This window comes from Barnesiella viscericola DSM 18177, from assembly GCF_000512915.1.
Lineage (GTDB): Bacteria > Bacteroidota > Bacteroidia > Bacteroidales > Barnesiellaceae > Barnesiella > Barnesiella viscericola.
Genome location: NZ_CP007034.1, coordinates 2,565,465 through 2,583,801 on the forward strand (window position 1 = coordinate 2,565,465; position 18,337 = coordinate 2,583,801).

Annotated in this window: 19 protein-coding genes and 2 tRNA genes; 9 read left to right on the top strand and 12 right to left on the bottom strand. The window is 55.1% G+C overall.

From position 1 onward, the window contains the following. Positions 1–35: 35 nt before the first annotated feature. From BARVI_RS10620 to prmC, 11 genes are all read right to left on the bottom strand, one after another. Positions 36–590: a flavodoxin gene (locus tag BARVI_RS10620; RefSeq protein WP_025279225.1), complete on the bottom strand. Its 555-nt coding sequence runs from the start codon at positions 588–590 to the stop codon at positions 36–38. Between the two features lie 251 nt (positions 591–841). Continuing rightward, positions 842–925 (bottom strand) — tRNA-Leu (locus BARVI_RS10625). A 5-nt stretch (positions 926–930) separates the two neighbouring features. After that, positions 931–1,006, bottom strand: a tRNA-Gly gene (locus BARVI_RS10630). Between the two features lie 130 nt (positions 1,007–1,136). After that, positions 1,137–1,622, bottom strand: a complete 486-nt coding sequence (locus BARVI_RS10635) for a Rieske (2Fe-2S) protein (protein WP_025279226.1) — start codon at positions 1,620–1,622, stop codon at positions 1,137–1,139. Beyond that, positions 1,619–2,611: an aldo/keto reductase gene (locus tag BARVI_RS10640; protein WP_025279227.1), complete on the bottom strand. Its 993-nt coding sequence runs from the start codon at positions 2,609–2,611 to the stop codon at positions 1,619–1,621. The genes BARVI_RS10635 and BARVI_RS10640 overlap by 4 nt, the downstream gene beginning before the upstream one ends. A gap of 4 nt (positions 2,612–2,615) precedes the next feature. Continuing rightward, a complete protein-coding gene (gene argH, locus BARVI_RS10645; protein WP_025279228.1) occupies positions 2,616–3,965 on the bottom strand; it encodes an argininosuccinate lyase in 1,350 nt (449 codons plus the stop codon). A gap of 75 nt (positions 3,966–4,040) precedes the next feature. Next, positions 4,041–4,469: an SRPBCC family protein gene (locus BARVI_RS10650; RefSeq protein WP_025279229.1), complete on the bottom strand. Its 429-nt coding sequence runs from the start codon at positions 4,467–4,469 to the stop codon at positions 4,041–4,043. Continuing rightward, the gene (gene pyrE / locus BARVI_RS10655; protein WP_025279230.1) at positions 4,466–5,119 is read right to left on the bottom strand and encodes an orotate phosphoribosyltransferase; all 654 of its coding nucleotides are present in this window, start codon (positions 5,117–5,119) and stop codon (positions 4,466–4,468) included. Before pyrE ends, BARVI_RS10650 begins: the two co-directional genes overlap by 4 nt. Before the next feature lie 87 nt (positions 5,120–5,206). Continuing rightward, a complete protein-coding gene (locus tag BARVI_RS10660; RefSeq protein WP_025279231.1) occupies positions 5,207–5,902 on the bottom strand; it encodes a ComF family protein in 696 nt (231 codons plus the stop codon). Next, entirely contained in the window at positions 5,899–6,366 is a 468-nt protein-coding gene (locus BARVI_RS10665; RefSeq protein ID WP_025279232.1) for a regulatory protein RecX, read from the bottom strand. Before BARVI_RS10665 ends, BARVI_RS10660 begins: the two co-directional genes overlap by 4 nt. Beyond that, complete coding sequence (prmC, locus tag BARVI_RS10670) at positions 6,359–7,219, bottom strand: peptide chain release factor N(5)-glutamine methyltransferase (protein WP_025279233.1); 861 nt, start codon at positions 7,217–7,219, stop codon at positions 6,359–6,361. The genes BARVI_RS10665 and prmC overlap by 8 nt, the downstream gene beginning before the upstream one ends. Before the next feature lie 121 nt (positions 7,220–7,340). On the opposite strand from prmC, the gene ribD reads away from it, so the two are divergent. The 9 genes from ribD to BARVI_RS10715 all read left to right on the top strand — a co-directional run bounded on the left by ribD (position 7,341) and on the right by BARVI_RS10715 (position 17,042). Then, positions 7,341–8,438 carry a bifunctional diaminohydroxyphosphoribosylaminopyrimidine deaminase/5-amino-6-(5-phosphoribosylamino)uracil reductase RibD gene (gene ribD, locus BARVI_RS10675; protein WP_025279234.1) on the top strand — a complete coding sequence of 366 codons (1,098 nt, stop codon included), beginning with the start codon at positions 7,341–7,343 and terminating at the stop codon, positions 8,436–8,438. Between the two features lie 167 nt (positions 8,439–8,605). Continuing rightward, positions 8,606–10,099, top strand: coding sequence for a DUF6242 domain-containing protein (locus tag BARVI_RS10680; RefSeq protein WP_157232586.1), 1,494 nt, complete (start codon positions 8,606–8,608; stop codon positions 10,097–10,099). Between the two features lie 84 nt (positions 10,100–10,183). Further along, positions 10,184–10,861: a type IX secretion system protein PorG gene (gene porG, locus BARVI_RS10685; protein WP_025279236.1), complete on the top strand. Its 678-nt coding sequence runs from the start codon at positions 10,184–10,186 to the stop codon at positions 10,859–10,861. A gap of 5 nt (positions 10,862–10,866) precedes the next feature. Next, positions 10,867–11,604, top strand: coding sequence for an isoprenyl transferase (locus BARVI_RS10690; protein WP_025279237.1), 738 nt, complete (start codon positions 10,867–10,869; stop codon positions 11,602–11,604). Between the two features lie 21 nt (positions 11,605–11,625). Further along, on the top strand, positions 11,626–14,277 hold the full coding sequence (locus BARVI_RS10695) for a BamA/OMP85 family outer membrane protein (protein WP_025279238.1): 2,652 nt from the start codon (positions 11,626–11,628) through the stop codon (positions 14,275–14,277). Between the two features lie 156 nt (positions 14,278–14,433). After that, a complete protein-coding gene (locus BARVI_RS10700) occupies positions 14,434–14,949 on the top strand; it encodes an OmpH family outer membrane protein (RefSeq protein WP_025279239.1) in 516 nt (171 codons plus the stop codon). A gap of 55 nt (positions 14,950–15,004) precedes the next feature. Then, entirely contained in the window at positions 15,005–15,520 is a 516-nt protein-coding gene (locus BARVI_RS10705) for an OmpH family outer membrane protein (protein WP_025279240.1), read from the top strand. Between the two features lie 77 nt (positions 15,521–15,597). Then, a complete protein-coding gene (gene murI / locus BARVI_RS10710; RefSeq protein WP_025279241.1) occupies positions 15,598–16,443 on the top strand; it encodes a glutamate racemase in 846 nt (281 codons plus the stop codon). 23 nt (positions 16,444–16,466) lie between these two features. After that, positions 16,467–17,042: a S4 domain-containing protein gene (locus BARVI_RS10715; RefSeq protein WP_025279242.1), complete on the top strand. Its 576-nt coding sequence runs from the start codon at positions 16,467–16,469 to the stop codon at positions 17,040–17,042. A 212-nt stretch (positions 17,043–17,254) separates the two neighbouring features. Here the strand turns inward: BARVI_RS10715 and BARVI_RS10720 are convergent, their stop codons facing one another. Continuing rightward, entirely contained in the window at positions 17,255–18,316 is a 1,062-nt protein-coding gene (locus tag BARVI_RS10720) for a YeiH family protein (RefSeq protein ID WP_025279243.1), read from the bottom strand. Between the last annotated feature and the right edge of the window lie 21 nt (positions 18,317–18,337).

Sequence of the window (18,337 nt, forward strand, 5' to 3'; positions counted from 1 at the left end):
TACACGGGCTTCGCATTTCCCGGATTGTTGCCGGGCTATTTGAGCAGGTTGAGGCGCTTCAACCACTTGTCGACCTCGGGGCGGCAGGTCGATACCGAGCCGTCGCGCACCGAGAGTCCGTCGAGGAAGGTGGCCTCGGGACACAACGCTTTGAGGTCGTCGATGGCATGACCGAACCGGCCTCCACCGTGCGTCATAAAAGGAACGACGGTCTTCCCGGAGAAATCGTAGCTCTTCATGAACGTGACGACAGGCGGAGCCACGGTGCTCCACCAGTTGGGCGAGCCGATAAAGATGACATCATACGCCTCAAAATCCTTTACCCGCTCTTTCAAGGCAGGGTGCTTGTGGGCGTTGATTTCACGTTTGGCCACATCGAGCAGCGTGCCGTAATCGGTGGGATAATCCTGTTGCGGGATAATCTCGAAGAGGTCGGCACCGGTAGCCTCACTGATTGCTTGGGCCACGGTGCGGGTATTGCCGCTGTGGGAGAAGTAGGCGACAAGCACCTTGTGCCCCCCTTTTCGATTTTGAGCCGGCAGGGCGATACAGGTAAACATAAGCATGGCGAATACAATTTTTTGAATCATACGATCTGTTATTTGTAGAATAATGTTACCCTACAAAATTATATCGCTTGCCTGCTTGCCATTGTATATGAATTACAGATAGATATACCTTTTTTACCGGTTGGCCGATCCTCGCGAATCAGGGATAAAACGGGGCTACTCCTTGTGTCAAGGGGGCTGTTTGTCGCTTTTGGCTACCCTTTGGCTACACCTATGTTACACCTGGGAAAATAAATAGAGCTGAAAATCAAATGATTAACAGCTCTATACAGTACCCGAAGGGGGACTTGAACCCCCACAGCCGCAATGGCCAAAGGATTTTAAGTCCTTCGTGTCTACCATTCCACCATTCGGGCAGCCTTGGAGCGAAAAACGGGACTCGAACCCGCGACCCCAACCTTGGCAAGGTTGTGCTCTACCAACTGAGCTATTTTCGCAGTTGCGAGTGCAAAGATAAAATGGTTTTTTGTTTCTGCAAAATTAAGGCTCGAAAATCTCTTTGGCCTCATGGGGCGCCTCTGCGGGTGATGTGGCTCCCGGGGTATGCCGGAGGTGTGTCGGGGGCAATCAGCGGTAGATGAGCTGACCGCCGGCGGTGCCGTAGGGGGCTATGTGGTAGACTTGCAGAAAGTAGCGCCCGTCTTTGGCGGGGCCGCTCATGGGGCCTCCGGTCGAGATGTCGTAGGTGGAGCCGCATTTGGGGCAGCGCAGGCAGAGGTTCTCTTCGTCGAACTCGATGCGAATGTTGGAGTTTATCTCGACGGGGCAGCAGAGGTCGTAGACGAAGGGCACGGCGTGCTCGTTGGTGATGAGCATGAGCCCGGCATAGCCGGTGGCCGACGAGAGAGTATAGGGGAATCCGGCGGGAATCTTTTGGCTGAGGATAAACTGGCGGTGTATGAAACTGCCGCTTACCCCGTACTGGTTCCACATGGCCTGACTGGCAAATTCTACCCGCACGGCGGCGGTGGGTATGCGGTCGCGGTCGCCTGCGTCGCAACTGGCGACGATGATGGCGAGTAGGAGCAGAAGTATGGTTTGCAGTTTTTTCATTTCAATATCTCCTCAATCAATTCGGTTTCGGCAGGGGTGAGGGTGAGGTTCTCGACGGTGTGGAGGTTGTCTTTCAGCTGGTCGAGGGTGCGCGCTCCCACAATCACGCTGCTCACCTCGTTGTGGCGCAATACCCAGGCGAGGGCCAGTTGCGAGATGGATTGTCCTCGCTGGTCGGCCAGTGATTTCAACCGGGCTACTCGAGCTATCTTTTCGGGGGTGACGTCGGTGGTTTTGAGGTGGCCTTCGGGGCGGGCAGCCCGTGAGTCGGCCGGTATGCCGTGCAGATATTTGTCGCTGAGTATGCCTTGTGCCAGGGGCGAGAAGGCAACGACACCGATGCCTTTTGAGGCACAGAGTTGCAGATGCTTCTCCTCGACGTGGCGGTCGAACATGTGGTAACGGTCCTGGTAGGCCAGACAGGGGACTCCGGCCTCGTGCAGGTAGCTGAGGGCGTAGAGCAGTTTGTCGATGGGGTATTTCGACAGCCCGATGTAGAGCGCCTTGCCCTGGTGAACGATGTCGACGAGGGCCTGCATGGTTTCGTCGATGGGGGTAATTCCGTCGTAGCGGTGGCTGTAAAAGAGGTCGACGTAGTCGAGCCGCATGCGCCGCAGGCTCTGGTCGATGCTGGCCATGAGGTTCTTGCGAGAACTGTTTCCGCCGTAGGGCCCCGCCCACATTTCGTGTCCGGCCTTGGTGGTGATGAACATCTCGTCGCGGTGGGCGGCGAAGCATTGTTTCATCATGCGGCCGAAGTTCTCCTCGGCACTGCCGGGAGGGGGGCCGTAGTTGTTGGCCAGGTCGAAGTGGCAGATGCCGTGGTCGAAGGCGTACCGGACCATTTCGAGGCCGGTGGCGTAGGAGTCGATGTGGCCGAAATTGTGCCACAGTCCGAGGGAGATGACGGGCAGTTCGATGCCACTGTTGCCGCAACGGCGGTAAATCATGCCGTTGGAGTAGCGGTCGGGTTGGGGTTGGTAGTCCATAGTGTCAATCGTTTTGTAGTCCCAGCAGCCGGGCTTCGGCCCGTTGGGCACGGTCGAAGTCGAAACTGGCCACGGTCTGCTGCATGAGTGCCGTGATGCGGTCGTTGCACAGGTTGCCGATGCTGCCTTCGTGGGTGTGGGCGATGTGCTTGTCGGGGGTGAATTGTCCGGCTTCGATTTCGAGCCCCACCTGCTTGTAGGCATCGCGGAAGGGGACACCGGCCTGTACACGGCGGTTCACCTCTTCGACACTGAACATGTAGTTGTAGCGAGGGTCGTCGATGATGTGGGTATTCACCTCGATTTGAGCCATCATGAGGTCGACCATGTGCAGACACTCTTCCAGTTCGTCGAAGGCCGGCAGGAAGAGCTCCTTGATGATTTGCAGGTCTCTGAAATAGCCCGAAGGCAGATTGTTGGCGATGAGCGTAATCTGGTAGGGCAGGGCTTGCAGCTTGTTGCATTTGGCCCGGGTGAGTTCAAAGACGTCGGGGTTTTTCTTGTGCGGCATGATGCTCGAGCCGGTGGTAAAGGCGTCGGGCAGCTTGATGAAGCCGAAATTTTGCGAGTTGTAGAGGCAGGCGTCGAAGGCCAGTTTGGCCAGCGTGGCGGCTACCGAGGCGATGGCCGAGGCCACGAGCCGTTCGGTTTTTCCACGTCCCATCTGGGCATAGACCACGTTGTAGTCCATCGACTCGAATCCCAGCAGGTCGGTGGTGCGGGTGCGGTCGAGGGGGAATGACGAGCCGTAACCGGCGGCCGAACCCAAGGGGTTGCGGTTGCACACCCGGTAGGCGGCCTGCATGACGATGAGGTCGTCGACCAGACTTTCGGCATAGGCTGCGAACCACAGGCCGAACGACGAAGGCATGGCCACTTGCAGGTGGGTATAGCCCGGCATGAGTACCGTTTTGTAGCGTTCGCTCTGGTCGATGAGGGTGGTGAACAGGTGTTCTACCCCTTCGACAAGCCGATGCAGCCGGGCCCGCGTGAAGAGTTTGAGGTCGACCAGCACCTGGTCGTTGCGGGAGCGTCCGCTGTGAATCTTCTTGCCCATGTCGCCCAGTCGGCGGGTGAGCAGCAGTTCCACCTGCGAATGCACGTCCTCGACCCCCTCTTCGATGGTGAAGGTGCCTGCCTGGGTTTCGTGGTAAATCTGTCGTAACTCGGCGGTCAGTTTCTCCAACTCATCGGCCGTGAGCAGCCCGATGGATTGCAGCATGTTGATATGAGCCAGCGACCCCAGTATGTCGTAGGGGGCGAGGTAAAGATCCATCTCCCGGTCGCGGCCTACGGTGAATCGCTCTACATCGTGATCGACCTGTACCGATTTTTCCCAAAGTTTTTGTGCCATACGAGTTACGTTTTAGGTTGTCATGAAAAAAATTCGGGCAAGAGCTTTTGTCTCCCGCCCTTGCCCGCAGTGGGGTTATTGTTCGTAGGGGAGAACCAACAGCATGTCGGCCATCTTGTCGACCCCCTCTTGCAGCGGCTTCGATACCAGGGGCTTGATGAAGGGGTTCAACTCGGCCTTGACCGTGACGCGCGAGGCCGTCTCGTTTTCGCCGGTGGGCACAAACTGTATCCACAGGTTGAGCGGCAGCGGTGAGTTTTCGGCCTCGAACTTGATGGTTTTGTTCGGTTCCCGGTTCACGATGCGGAAGGTGACCGAGCCGATAGGGCTCACCTCGATGGAGAGGCTGTCGCAATCGTAGCCGGTGATTTTGAGTTTGCTCCTGTTCTCGGGAGCATTCAGCACACTTTGGAACCGGTCGAGGTTCGAGAGGTCCGAAAGAAGGGCATACACCTTCTCTACGGCGTGGGCAATCCGCACCGTTTTGCTTTCGAAACTGGTCATACGGCGGGTGTGTTGTTGGGACCATGCCAGTTCGCAGGGTCTTTACGCCACTCCTGCAACGTTTCGAGATCCTCGGGTTTGATATAGTTGGTCTCCAAAGCCGTTTCGAGCATGGCGTTGTAGTTGCTCAGCGTAATCAGTTCGACCTGAGCGGTCTTGAACTTACGGGTAGCCACGGGGAATCCGTAGGTAAAGATGGCTACCATGCCAATCACTTCGCAACCGGCATTGCGGATAGCCTCGACTGCTTTCAGGCTGCTGCCGCCGGTCGAGATGAGGTCCTCGATAACGACTACTTTCTGTCCGGGAACCAGGTTACCCTCGATGAGGTTTTCGAGACCGTGGTCCTTCGGAGCCGAACGCACATACACATAGGGCAGGCCCAATGTCTCGGCTACCAGAGCACCTTGTGCAATGGCACCGGTAGCTACGCCGGCAATGGCATCGACCGAGCCGAAGTTCTCCATGATGACACGGCAAAGTTCTACTTTGATAAAGGTTCTTACCTCGGGGTAAGAGAGCGTGCGACGGTTGTCGGTGTATATGGGTGAATTCCAGCCCGAAGCCCAGGTGAAGGGATTCTCGGGTTGCAGTTTGATGGCTCTGATTTTTAAGAGTTTCTCGGCCAGTAATCGTTCTACCGTTTTCATGACGAATAATATTTAGGATAATTTGAAAACAAAGGTAAGAAAAATAGCAGATAAACTGACCAATGTAGATTAAAAATATGAAAATATTTACCGGGTTGCTGCGAGGACGAGGCAACTGATGCGGAGGGCACCGTGGGCATGGAGTGCCTGGGCACAGGCCAGCAGGGTGGCTCCGGTAGTCACCACGTCGTCGATGAGCAGGAGGTGATGGCCGTCGAGGTCGGGAGCTTCCGGGGCGTCGTAGGCGGTGTGGGTGTCGAGCCAGCGGTCGTACACGCCTTTACGGGTTTGCGACCGGGTGTCGCGGGTGTGTTTCAGCCAGTCGGTGTGCAGTGTTATGCCGGTGGCCCGGGCTACGCCGCGGGCTATCCATTCGCTCTGGTTGTAGCCCCGACGCCGCAATTTGTCGGGGTGGAGAGGGACGGGCACCAGGGCGTCGATGCCCTCGAAGAATCCGTCGGGAATCAGCTCCCGGGCAAAGATTTCGCCCATGATGAGGCCGCATTGTTTCCCGCCGTGGTACTTGATGTGGTGTATGAGTTGCCTGGCGTCGCCCGGGGTGGTGAAGTGCAGGTAGGCGGCACACCGCTCGATGGGAGTTTTGCCGAGAAAGAGCTGCGCCATGGGGCTGAGCGGGTCGAGGTGGTAGCGGGTGCGGGGCAAACGGTGCAGACAGCCGGTACAGAGGCCTCGCTCGTCGCGGTTCATGGCCCGCTGGCAGATGGGGCAGAGCCGGGGAAAGAAGAGGTCGAGCAGTTCGTCGAGCGGGCGGAAGGGTCTCATGGCTCTATCTGTTTCAAGGCGTTGAAGATAAGGTTACTCTCGAATCCCCGGGAGGTGGCGAATCGGAAGAGCTTGGCCCGGCGGGCTTCGGTGTCGTCGCCGGTTGTCGAGCGGGCTTTGGCGCGGAGCAGGTCGAGCAGACGTTGGGTGTATTGCTCTTCGTCGAGACAGGCCAGGGCTGCGTCGATGTCGCTGCTGGCGATACGCTTCTGTTGCAGGGCATAACGTATTTTGATGCGTCCCCACCCCGAGAATCGGAATTTGTCTTTGACAAAGGCGATGGCGTAGCGTGGCTCGTCGATGAACCGTTCCTGCACGAGGCGGTCGATGATAGTCCGGCTGTCGGCGGGGCTGATGCCCCAGCGCGTGAGTTTGTCGAGGATGTCGGCCTTGCAGTGTTCGGCCGAGGAGCAGAGGGCGGCGGCCCGGTGCAGGGCTTCGGGGGGAGTCAGAGGTTTAGCCATGGGCGTGAGGTTTTGAGGCCGAGGCAAATCGGTCCTTGTCGTAGAGGTCTTTGATGATGCGTATCTGTTTGTAACCGTAGCTGGCGAGCATGTGGGCAATGGCCTCGCCCTGCGTCTCGTTGATTTCGAAGTAGAGGCGGCCGCCGGGCGAGAGCAGTGTGAGGGCGTCGCGGGCAATCTTGTCGTAGAAGAGAAGCGGCGTCGCGTCGGGGACGAAGAGGGCTTCGTGAGGTTCATAGTCGAGCACATTCCCGCTCATCGACTCGCGTTCGCTCTGTCGCACATAGGGCGGGTTGCTCACGATGAGGTCGAGCGACTGGGGGGACACCTGCGAGAGATCGTAGTGCAATATGTCGCGCTGCACGAAATCGACACGGGTCTGCCACTTCGAGGCGTTGCGGCAGGCGATGGCCAGGGCGTCGGACGACAGCTCCCACGCTTCGACCCGGCTGTGGGGAAGCTCTAACGCCAGAGTGACGGCGATGCAGCCGCTGCCTGTACCCAGGTCGGCAATGCGCAATTCCCGCCCGCTGTTCTCCTTGATTATCAACCGCACCAGCTCCTCGGTCTCGGGCCGGGGAATGAGGGCTCCGGGGGCTATGTCGAAGCACCGGTTGCAGAACCAGGCGTAGCCCAAGATGTACTGAATAGGCTCCTGTCGAGCCAACCGCCCGGCTATCTCTTCGACTTTTCGATGTATATCCTCAGATAAAATCGTATCTTTGCGAAGCAGTATATCGGTAGGCGTGTAGCCGCACAGAGCCTCGAAAATCATGCGGGTGAAGGCGGTGATTTCGCCGGGAGGATAGATGCCCCCCAGTTGATGTCGTAGCAGGTCGATACTGGTTTGCATGCGCATATTCTCTTGGGTACGGATACCGGAGGAGGGGCAGGGCCCGGGCTCTCGAACCGTTGGAACCGGGGCAGACTCTCGTCGGTATGTGCAGACAAAGGTAAATAAAAAAGTTCAAGATATGGATAGAGAGATACATTCTGCTTTCATGCGCCGCTGCTTGCAGCTGGCGTCGCTGGGACGTGGACACGTGTCGCCCAACCCCATGGTGGGGGCGGTGGCCGTGCACGAGGGGCGTATCATCGGCGAGGGGTATCACCGCTGTTACGGGAAACCGCACGCCGAGGTGAATGCCATTGCCTCGGTGGTCGACGAGCGGTTGCTCACCGAGTCGACCCTTTATGTCTCGCTCGAGCCCTGTTCGCATTACGGAAAGACGCCGCCCTGTGCCGAATTGATTGTGGCCAAGCACATTCCCCGGGTGGTCGTGGGTTGTCTCGACCCCTTTCCGGCTGTTTCGGGGCGAGGCATAGCCCGACTGCGCGAGGCGGGAGTCGAGGTGGTTACCGGGGTGTTGGAGGAGGAGTGCCTGGCGTTGAACCGCACGTTCATGACCTTCCAGACCCACCATCGTCCTTTCGTTACCCTCAAATGGGCCCAAAGCAGCGACGGCTATATCGACCGGTTGCGCGAGCCGTCGGAACCGGCCGCCCGCATTTCGGACGATGTCTCGGCCGTGTGGGTACACCGTCTGCGGGCCGATGTCGATGCCATACTGGTGGGCACCCGTACGGCTGTTGCCGATAACCCGTCGTTGACGGCCCGGTTGTGGCCCGGACGTTCTCCCCTGCGCGTGGTGCTCGATGAACATGCCCGGGTGCCTGCGGGAGCCCGTCTCTTCACCGATGGGTTGCCGACCCTGCTGGTGACGGGTGAAGCGACCGACTATCCGGTGTTGCCCCCGTCGGTCGAGGTGGTGCGGCTACCTTTTGGCCAGACGCTGATACCGGCGCTGCTCGACGAGCTGTATCGCCGGCGGTTGCAGCACTTGCTGGTCGAGGGGGGGGCTGCCCTTTTGCAGTCGTTTATCGACAGCGGCTATTGGGACGAGGCTCGGGTAGAGACCGGGCAGATGAGGCTGGGCGAAGGGGTTGCCGCCCCGATATTGAGACAGCCGTCACAACGGTTGGAGCAGTGTGGTCGTGCCCGAATCGACTGGTATGAAAATAGAGAAAAAACAACCGTTTGCCCGGCGAATCATTCGGTTGGTCTAAAATAATGCAGGATACGAGTTTTTTTCTCTATTTTTGAAGTCCGAGATGTGGCGACAAGAAGCCAAAATCTTATCCATAAATAATTATAATTATTGGAGTTTGTAGTGTGCAAAGACAAAAATGTTGCTAAATTTGCCGATTGTAACTGCAAACTTGTAACACATATCAGTTGATGAAGACGCAAAAAATATATTTTTTCCTGTGTGTAGCAGCTCTTATTTTATCTGGCGTTTCATGTAACTCTTCCGATGATGAGCAGATAACCTATACGTTGTCGGAGAGTGTGCGGGTCTCGGCCTTTTCGTTGGCCGCCAACGACTCGGTACTGGCCAATCTCGATACGATTTTCTTTACCATCGACCTGAACGGAGGGCAAATTTATAATGCCGACTCCCTGCCGAAGGGAACCGATGTGTCGGCTTTGATTGCCAACATCTCGTTTGATAACGTGGGCCGCGCCCGCATACTGATGGACAGGGGCGACCCCGCCAAAAATGATACGATTGAATATTTGGCCTCGCCTACCGATTCGATTGACTTTACCTCGAAGGTGTCGCTGATAGTGACTGCGCAAAACGGGGTGACCGAGAAGTGGTATTCGGTCAAGGTCAACGTGCACCAGATTGATCCCGATTCGCTCTACTGGAATACCGCTTTTGGCGTAAAGCCCCTACCTTGCGGCAGTGGTGCAGCCGTTGCGGCACAAAAGACCGTTCGTCTGAACGATTTGGTATATACGTTTGTCGAGTCCAATTCGACCTATACGGTCTATACTACCACGAACCCTTATGGCGACGAGTGGACTGCTCGGGAGTTGGCGCTGCCGTTTACGCCCAACGTGGAATCGGTACAGGCAACCAATGATGCGCTCTATATGTTGTTTCAGACGGGTGAACTCTACCGGTCGGACGATGGTGTGAACTGGACGGCTACCGGGCAGACCTTCTATTCGCTGGTGGGCACGTGGCAATCGAGAGTACTGGGTATCGTCGACGACAACGGCGTGTACAAGCACGACTGTTATCCGCGCCCCGATGGCTTTACTCCCTATCCGGCTCCGGCCGGTTTTCCCATCACGGGCAGCAGCCAGATGGTGACATTCGTGTCGAATTACGACTTGAATACCCCGCAGTCGATTATGGTGGGCGGCCGCTTGGCCGACAACAGTCTGACGGGTGCGACCTGGGGCTATGACGGCGAGGCGTGGGCTCAGCTCGACGGCTCGATTACGCCCAGCGAAGGGGTTGTATTGTTCCCCTATTTTACCTTTACGACCAACGCATATTGGGTTACCACACAATATACCTCGTGGATTGCCATCGGTGGGCGCGATGCCAATGGCGTGAACAACAACGTCTATGTGTCGATCAACAATGGCAACACGTGGAGCAAGGCTCCCGAGTCACTGGCCATGCCTGCCTATATTGAACCGCGGGCTTTTGCCTCGGTACTGGTGATTGAGCGTGCGGCCGAGGCTGCACAAAGGGCGTCGGGTCTGTGGAAATGGCTGCCTGTGCGCACGGTGCCGAAGGCCGTTACCCGGGCCGACGAGGAATACAAGGTGCCCTACATCTATCTGTTCGGTGGCGAGAATGCTGAGGAACCCGTTTACAACCAGATATGGCGGGGCGCGATAGGACGCCTGAGCTATCCCCCTATACCGTAAAGCGATGAGGGGTGCGAGTGACAGATATACTTTTCGTCGGATTATTCCGTTTTATGTATGTAGGCCTGTAAAAACGTCACGCACATGAAAAAAATAATTCCGATTATAGTTATATGGATAAGTAGTTGTACGGCAATCTTGTCGGCTCAGGAGTTCCGTTACGACGGAGGCCTGGCAGGCGGCATCAGTTGCTACATGGGCGATGCGAATCAGGTGTCGCCGTGGCATCGGCCGGGGGTGGCGATGAGCGGGGTATTCCGCTTCCTGCTCAACTACCGGTGGTCGGTCAAGACCGATTTCTCGGCCATGCAGTTCTCGGGCGACACACGCGACTTTGACAATCGGTTCCCCAACGGGAACGACTATTCGTTCGAGAGTTGGCAATATCGGTTGGGCGGACAGGTGGAGTTCAACTTCTTCAACTACGGGATAGGCTATTCCTATCAGGGGTTGAAACGGATTTCGCCCTATTTGCAGGCCGGTGCCGGCGTGGGTTACTCGACCGTCGACGGCGGTTATGTGAGTGTCGATGGGTCGCTGGGTGTGGGGGTGCGATACAAGATAGCCCCTCGGTGGAACATCAGTTTGGAGTTCGCCATGCACAAGACGTTGGGCGACAGCTTCGACGGCAAGTCATTGAGCGACCCCTATAACATAAAAAGCAGCGTGCTGAAAAATACCGACTGGTTCTCGACGACTTTGTTCTCGATTACCTATGAATTTGGCCGCAAAGAAGAGATTTGTAACAACGATAATCGTTGAAAGGAATGACATACGCAGAGCAGATAAATCGTACTCGTGTGCCCAGGCATATCGCCATTATCATGGACGGGAATGGCCGTTGGGCCAAGGAACGTGGCCTGGATCGATCGGAGGGGCACCGCAAGGGGCTCGACGTGGTTCACGAAATTACCGATGCCGCAGCCGAGGTGGGGGTGCAGTATCTTACGCTATACGCTTTCTCTACCGAGAACTGGAATCGTCCCCAGGCCGAGGTCGACGCCCTCATGGCGTTGGTGGTCTTTGGCATCGAGCGGGAGACCCCCGGCATGATCGAGAAGGGTGTGCGCCTGTCGGTCATCGGCGACATCGATCGGTTGCCGGCCGATGTGAAGGCTCGTTTGCTGAAATGTATCAGCGACACCTCGGGCGGGAAACGCATCGTGTTGAATCTGGCACTCAGCTACTCGTCGCGGTGGGAGATTGCCCGGGCTGCCCGGTGCATAGCCCGCGAGGTTCAGTCGGGAGCCTTGGCCATCGACGACATCACCGAGTCGACCCTCGACCGGTTCATGACCACGGCCGACATGCCCAACCCCGATTTACTCATCAGGACGGGGGGCGAGATACGGCTCAGCAATTTCCTGTTGTGGCAACTGTCGTATGCCGAGTTCTATTTCACCGAAGAGTATTGGCCCGACTTTACGGGCGAGAGCCTCTACAAGGCCATCGTCGAGTATCAGTCGCGCGAACGTCGGTTCGGGAAAACGAGTGAACAACTATAAATGAAGAATTTGAATTTGAAAATGCAATATAATATGCCTTTCAGGTATTTGGCCGTCCTTTTGACCTTGTTGTTGTGTTCATTGGCGGCAACCGCTCAGAACGAAGAAAAGCTCGATACGATATACAACCCCAAAGTTGTCTACTCGGCCATACCTCAAAAATACGAGATTGCCGGTATTACCGTGACGGGAGCTCCCAACTATGAGGACTATGTGCTCATCGGCTATTCGGGTCTCGAAGTGGGACAGGTAATCGAGATTCCCGGTAATGCCATTACCGATGCCGCCAAGAAATTCTGGCGACAGGGGCTCTTCTCCGACGTTACTATCAAGTTGACCAAAGTTTACGGCGACAAGGCTTGGATTGAAATTCAACTGAAACAGCAGCCGCGTATCTCGCAAATCAACTATCATGGCATCAAAAAGAGCGAACGCGAGGATTTGGAGAACCGGTTGGGGCTGGTGAAGGGTAACCAGATTACCCCCAACATCGTGGACCGGGCCACCTCCATCATCAAGAAACATTTTGAGGAGAAGGGTTTCAAGAATGCCGAGGTGAATATCAAGCAGACCGATGACCTTACTCACGAAAACGAGGTGATTGTCGACATCTATATCGATAAGAAGGAGAAAATCAAAGTCCACAAAATCTACATCGAAGGCAATCAGGTGCTCTCGGATCGCAAGATCAAGTGGGCCATGAAGAAGACCAACGAGAAGGGCAACCTGCTCCACCTGTTCCGTACCAAGAAATTTGTCGAGGAGAACTACGAAAACGATAAGAACCTTATCATCGAGAAGTACAACGAGTTGGGCTATCGCGATGCGACTATCGTAAGCGACAGCGTGGTGCGCTACAATGACAAGACGGTCGACGTCTACCTCACTATTGACGAGGGCGACAAATACTATATCCGCAACATCGAGTGGGTGGGCAACACGATTTATCCCTCGGACTATCTGTCGGCCGTGTTGGGCATGAAGCCGGGTGATGTCTATAACCAGAAGATGCTGAACAAGCGGACAATGGAGGACGAAGATGCCGTGGCCAACCTCTACATGGACCGGGGTTACCTCTTCTTCCAGCTGATACCTATCGAGGGGAATGTGCAGAACGACTCGATTGACCTCCAAATTCGCCTCTTCGAGGGCCCGCAGGCCCGTATCAACAAAGTGGTCATCAACGGTAACGACCGCTTGTATGAACACGTGATTCGTCGTGAGTTGCGTACAAAACCGGGCGAACTGTTCAGCAAGTCGGACCTCATGCGTTCGGCTCGTGAAATTGCCCAGACCGGTCACTTCGACCCCGAGACCATGGATATCAGACCCGAACCGAACGAAGAGAACGGTACGGTCGACCTCATTTACAACCTCGAATCGAAGGCCAACGACCAGATTGAGTTCTCGGCCGGTTGGGGGCAGACGGGTGTGATTGGTAAACTCAGTCTGAAATTTACCAACTTCTCGGTTCGCAACCTGTTGAATCCCAAATCATTCAAGGGTATTATACCTCAGGGCGACGGGCAGACCTTCACCATCAGTGCGCAGACCAATGCCCGGTATTACCAACAGTACAGTATCTCGTTCTACGACCCCTGGTTCGGTGGTAAACGACCCAACTCGTTCCAGTTCTCGGCCTATTACAGCCGCCAGACCGGTATCGAAAGTTCGTTCCTGAGCAATGCCTACAACAGCATCTACAACAGTTCGCTCTATGGTAACTATTACGGTAATTACTATGGCAATTATTACGGCAACTATTACGACGACTACTACCAGAATGCCTATGAGAATGCCCTCGACCCCAGCAAGTCGTTGCAGATGGTGGGTGTTTCGCTTGGATTCGGTAAGCGGTTGGAGTGGCCCGATGACTATTTCACCTTCATGGCCGAGTTGGGCTATCAGGCCTATATCCTCAAAAACTGGGAGTATCTCTATTACATGCAGAACGGAACCTCGCACAGCTTCACCTTGGGATTGACCTTGGGACGTAGCTCAATCGACAATCCCATCTATACCCGCCGTGGTTCGCAGTTCACCCTGTCGGCTCAGATTACTCCGCCTTATTCGCTCTTCTCCAAGACCGATTACAAGAGCCTTTACGAAAGTTCGTCGCAGGCCGACCGCGAGAAACTGTATCGCTGGATCGAGTACTACAAGATCAAGTTCAAGAGCCGCATCTACACGCCGCTGAACAACTCCGAGAAATATACGCTGGTGCTCATGGGCCGTGCCGACTTCGGTTTGCTGGGCTCGTACAACAAATACAAACAGACCCCCTTCGAGACCTTCTATGTGGGAGGTGACGGTATGACCGGTTCCTACACCTATGCTACCGAGACCATCGGGTTGAGAGGTTACGACAACGGTTCGCTTACACCTTATTCCGACGGTCGTGCCTATACCCGCTTCTCCATGGAGTTGCACTTCCCGTTCCTGTTGCAACCCTCGTCGACCATCTACGGTTTGGCCTTTGTCGAGGGTGGTAATGCCTGGACTCAGCTCGAAAACTTTAACCCCTTCTCGTTGAAGCGGTCGGCCGGTGTGGGTGTGCGCATCTTCCTGCCGATGATTGGTCTGATGGGTATCGACTGGGCCTACGGTTTCGACAAGGTACAGGGCGAACGGGGCGGAAGCCATTTCCACTTCATCTTGGGTCAGGAATTTTAATTTGTGAAAAAATAGATACTTTTTTTGTTAAATGCTATAAAAGGATAGCGCGATTTCAGAAGAATCGCGCTATCTTTATTTTCGGAGACTGTGGTGATTGGTTCGCTCTCTCCCCGGGAACGTAGATAATTGTATAACTAAATCCAATGATTTGATATGAAAAGAATAGCCCTTTTGGCGATTGCGGCGATAGCCTTTGCCGCCTCGTCGGTAGCTCAGAAATATGCTTTGGTCGATATGGAGTACATTCTCAAAAACATACCCTCCTACGAGATGGCCAACGAACAGTTGAACCAGGTGTCGCAACGCTGGCAGAAGGAGTGCGACGACAAGGCTGCCGAGGCCAAGACGATGTACCAGAACTACCAGTCCGATTTGGTCTTCCTCACCGAGGAGATGAAGGTGAAACGCGAGGAGGAGATTCGCAACAAGGAGACCGAGGTGGTGGAACTGCGTCGCAAATACTTTGGCCCCGAAGGCGAACTGTTCAAGAAACGCGAGATCCTCATGAAGCCTATCCAGGACGATATTTACAATGCCATCAAGAAAATTTCGGAGGATAAAGGTTACTCGATGGTCATCGACCGAGCCTCGTCGCCCAACATTATTTTCGCTTCGCCCAAGATTGATATAAGCAATGAAGTGCTCACAAAGTTAGGATATTCAAAATAATTGCGTACTTTTGTGCTATTATTCATAACTTACAGTTAAAACAAAAAATTATAGTATGATCAAGAAACTTCTTTTTGCTGCTGTGTGCTTCTGCTCGCTGAGCTTTATGGCACAGGCGCAACAGGCCCTTAAATTCGGTACCGTAAACTCTCAGGAAATTTTCATGCTGATGCCCGAGAAAGCAACTGCCGAGAAAACTCTTCAAGATATCAATAAGAAATACGAAGACGAATTTGTAAAGATTCAAGAGGAGTTCACCAAAAAGTATAAAGAGTATATGGCTTTGGGCGATACGATTCCCGAGACAATCCGTGCCCGTCGCATGCAAGAGGTTCAAGACTCGCAATCGCGTATCGAGAGCTTCCGCGAAATGGCAACCCAGGATATTCAAAAACAACAGGAAGCCCTCTTCGCTCCGGTTCAACAGAAGTTGATGGACGCCATTAAGGCCGTAGGTGCCGAAGGCAAGTATACCTATATCTTCGATTTGGCCTATCCCATCGTGATCTATCAAGGTGCTCCCAGCGAAGATGTGACTCCGTTGGTAAAAGCCAAACTGGGCTTGAAATAATATTCCCTCGTCGAGGGATTTCATAAAAGGGTGATAACGCAACTTATCATCCTTTTTCCATATTTATGCCATCAATGATGAATATGCAAAACGAGCATACGGCGGTAGGGCCTATCGGTATCTTCGACTCGGGATACGGCGGCCTCACCATTCTCGAACAGGTGCGCAAGGGGTTGCCGCAGTACGACTACCTCTATTTGGGCGACAATGCCCGTGCCCCCTACGGTACAAGGTCGTTTGAGATTGTCTACGAGTTCACCAAACAGGCGGTGCTGCACCTCTTCGACGAGGGGTGCTCGCTGGTAATCTTGGCTTGCAACACGGCTTCGGCCAAGGCGTTGCGCAGTATCCAGCAGAACGATTTGCCCCGCATCGCCCCCGACAAGCGGGTGCTGGGGGTTATACGCCCCACGGTCGAGGCGTTGTCGACGTTGACCCATACGGGGCACATCGGCATACTGGCCACCCCGGGTACCATACAGTCGCACTCCTACGAGATGGAAATCAAGAAAATGTATCCCTCGTTCGAGGTCTACGGGCAGGCCTGCCCCATGTGGGTACCGCTGGTCGAGAACAACGAGGCACAGGGGCCGGGAGCCGATTACTTCGTGCAGAAATACATCGACGAACTGTTGGCCCAATCGTCGGCCATCGACACCGTGGTGCTGGGGTGTACTCATTACCCCCTGCTGCTCGACAAGATAAGGCGGTATCTGCCCCCGTCGGTATCGGTGGTGGTGCAGGGCCCGCTGGTTACCGACCGGCTCGACGACTATCTGCACCGTCACCCCGAGATAGAGAGCCGTTGCTCGAAAGGGGGGAGTTGCCGGTATCTCACTACCGAGTCGACGGCCAAATTTTCCGAGGCGGCCACCCTGTTCCTCAACGAACCGGTCGAGGCCGAACGCATTGTATTGGGATAACGATAAAAAATTTTTAGTCTGCTATGGCAAAGAAAGAGACATTACCGGGTATCCGGATTAACAAATACATCGGCGATTCGGGATTTTGTTCCCGTCGCGAGGCCGATAAACTCATTACCGACGAGCGGGTTACCATCAACGGTGAGCTGGCTACGCTGGGCAGTCGGGTCGAAGAGGGCGACAAGGTAAAGATCGACGGCGAACCGCTGCACTATATTCCTATGGAGCAGCGCGAGTATAAGCTACGTCGCTATGGAGCCTCTTCGCGCCGAAACGCCTCGTTTGGGGCCGAAGCGGCCGAGGAGGGTCGCTTGGCCCGTCATACCCCGCGCAATCGGGCGACGGGAGGCGACGAGGAGCCTCGGAATACACGCCGGGGGCATCGGGAAGAGGAATCGGCGGGTGGACGTCGTGGCCGTCACACAGGGCCTGCCGCAGCCCACGAATCGTCCCGGCGGGGTACCCTTGCCGATAAAAACCGTGTGGCCGGTCGTCCCGACAGGAAGAGTACGGGTCGAGGTGCGTCGCCCGAGTCTGCGCGTGGTCGCCACTCGTCCTCCAACAAATCGCGCCCCGATGAGAAACGTCGCAAGGGTTGAATACTGGCGCCTGCTGATGGGGCAGTATGCAAAGCAATGACAAGTATCTGATCCAACCGGGAAAAGGGGCATCAAGCCGTAGGTACATGGTGCCTTTCTTCCGGCCGGAAACGATAAAAACGACAATCCCTCCTGGTTGAAGCCGAATGGCACAACCAGGAGGGATTGCTTTTTTTGACCCTATATTTGAGATTCCTTTTTTTAGAATAGAATTAGACCAGCCATTTTACCAGCAGGTAACCGCCACCCACCAGCCAGATGAAAAGTCCAAAGGCCAAAATGAAGGGCTTGGCTCCTGCCTGCTTGAACTTGTCGATGCTGGTCTCGGCGCCCAGTGCCGTCATGGCCATGGTCAGCATGAAGGTATCGATGTATTCGATGGCTCCGTTCAGAGGAATGTCTTTTACGGTCGGGGCACCGAAGAGGTACTGGAGCAAGGAATTCAGGCAGATGATGCCGATGAATCCGAATGCAAACCAGGGAATGGTAATCTTGCTCTTGGCCACTGTGCCGTCAGCTGATACTTTTTTACGTCCGGCAAGGGCGAAGCTCATGATGACCAATACGGGGGCCAGGAGCATGACCCGAATCATCTTGGTGATGGTGGCTGTACCGGCAATGCCCAGCGTGTCGGTGGGATCCATCGCATTGCCTGCACCGGCCACGTGGGCCACTTCGTGCAGGGTGCTTCCTGTGTAGATGGCCACCTGGGTATCGGACAGACTGGAGAGCAGTCCTGAGCGGTACATGATGGGGTAGAGGAACATGGCAATGGTTCCGAAGATAACCACGGTAGACACGGCGATGGCGGTCTTATGGCCTTCGCACTTGATAACCGGCTCGGCACCGAGTACGGCGGCTGCACCACAGATGGCACTGCCGGTAGAGGTAATCAGGGCGGTGTCTTGGTCTATCTTCAATAGCTTGCCCAGGAAGATGCCCAGGAAGATGGTGCCGCAAACGATGATGCTGTCTACCACAATGGCCGGGAGACCTACGGCAGCTACGTCGGTCAGCGTCAGACGGAACCCGTAGAGCACGATACCGGCGCGCAGAATCTGTTTCGAGCAGAACTTGATACCCGGTACCCACGTCTCGGGTAACCGGTTGCGCAGGCTGTTGGCATAGAGCATACCCAATATGATACCCACGATAAGCGGACTGAGTGAGAGATTCTTTATGAATTGAATTTCGGCAATGTAGAAGGCCGAAAACGAAAAGAGTACAATCAGCAGAATGCCGTGAAGTACATTGCCTTGTTTTTCGCTGAACATAATTGTTAGAATATTAGAGTG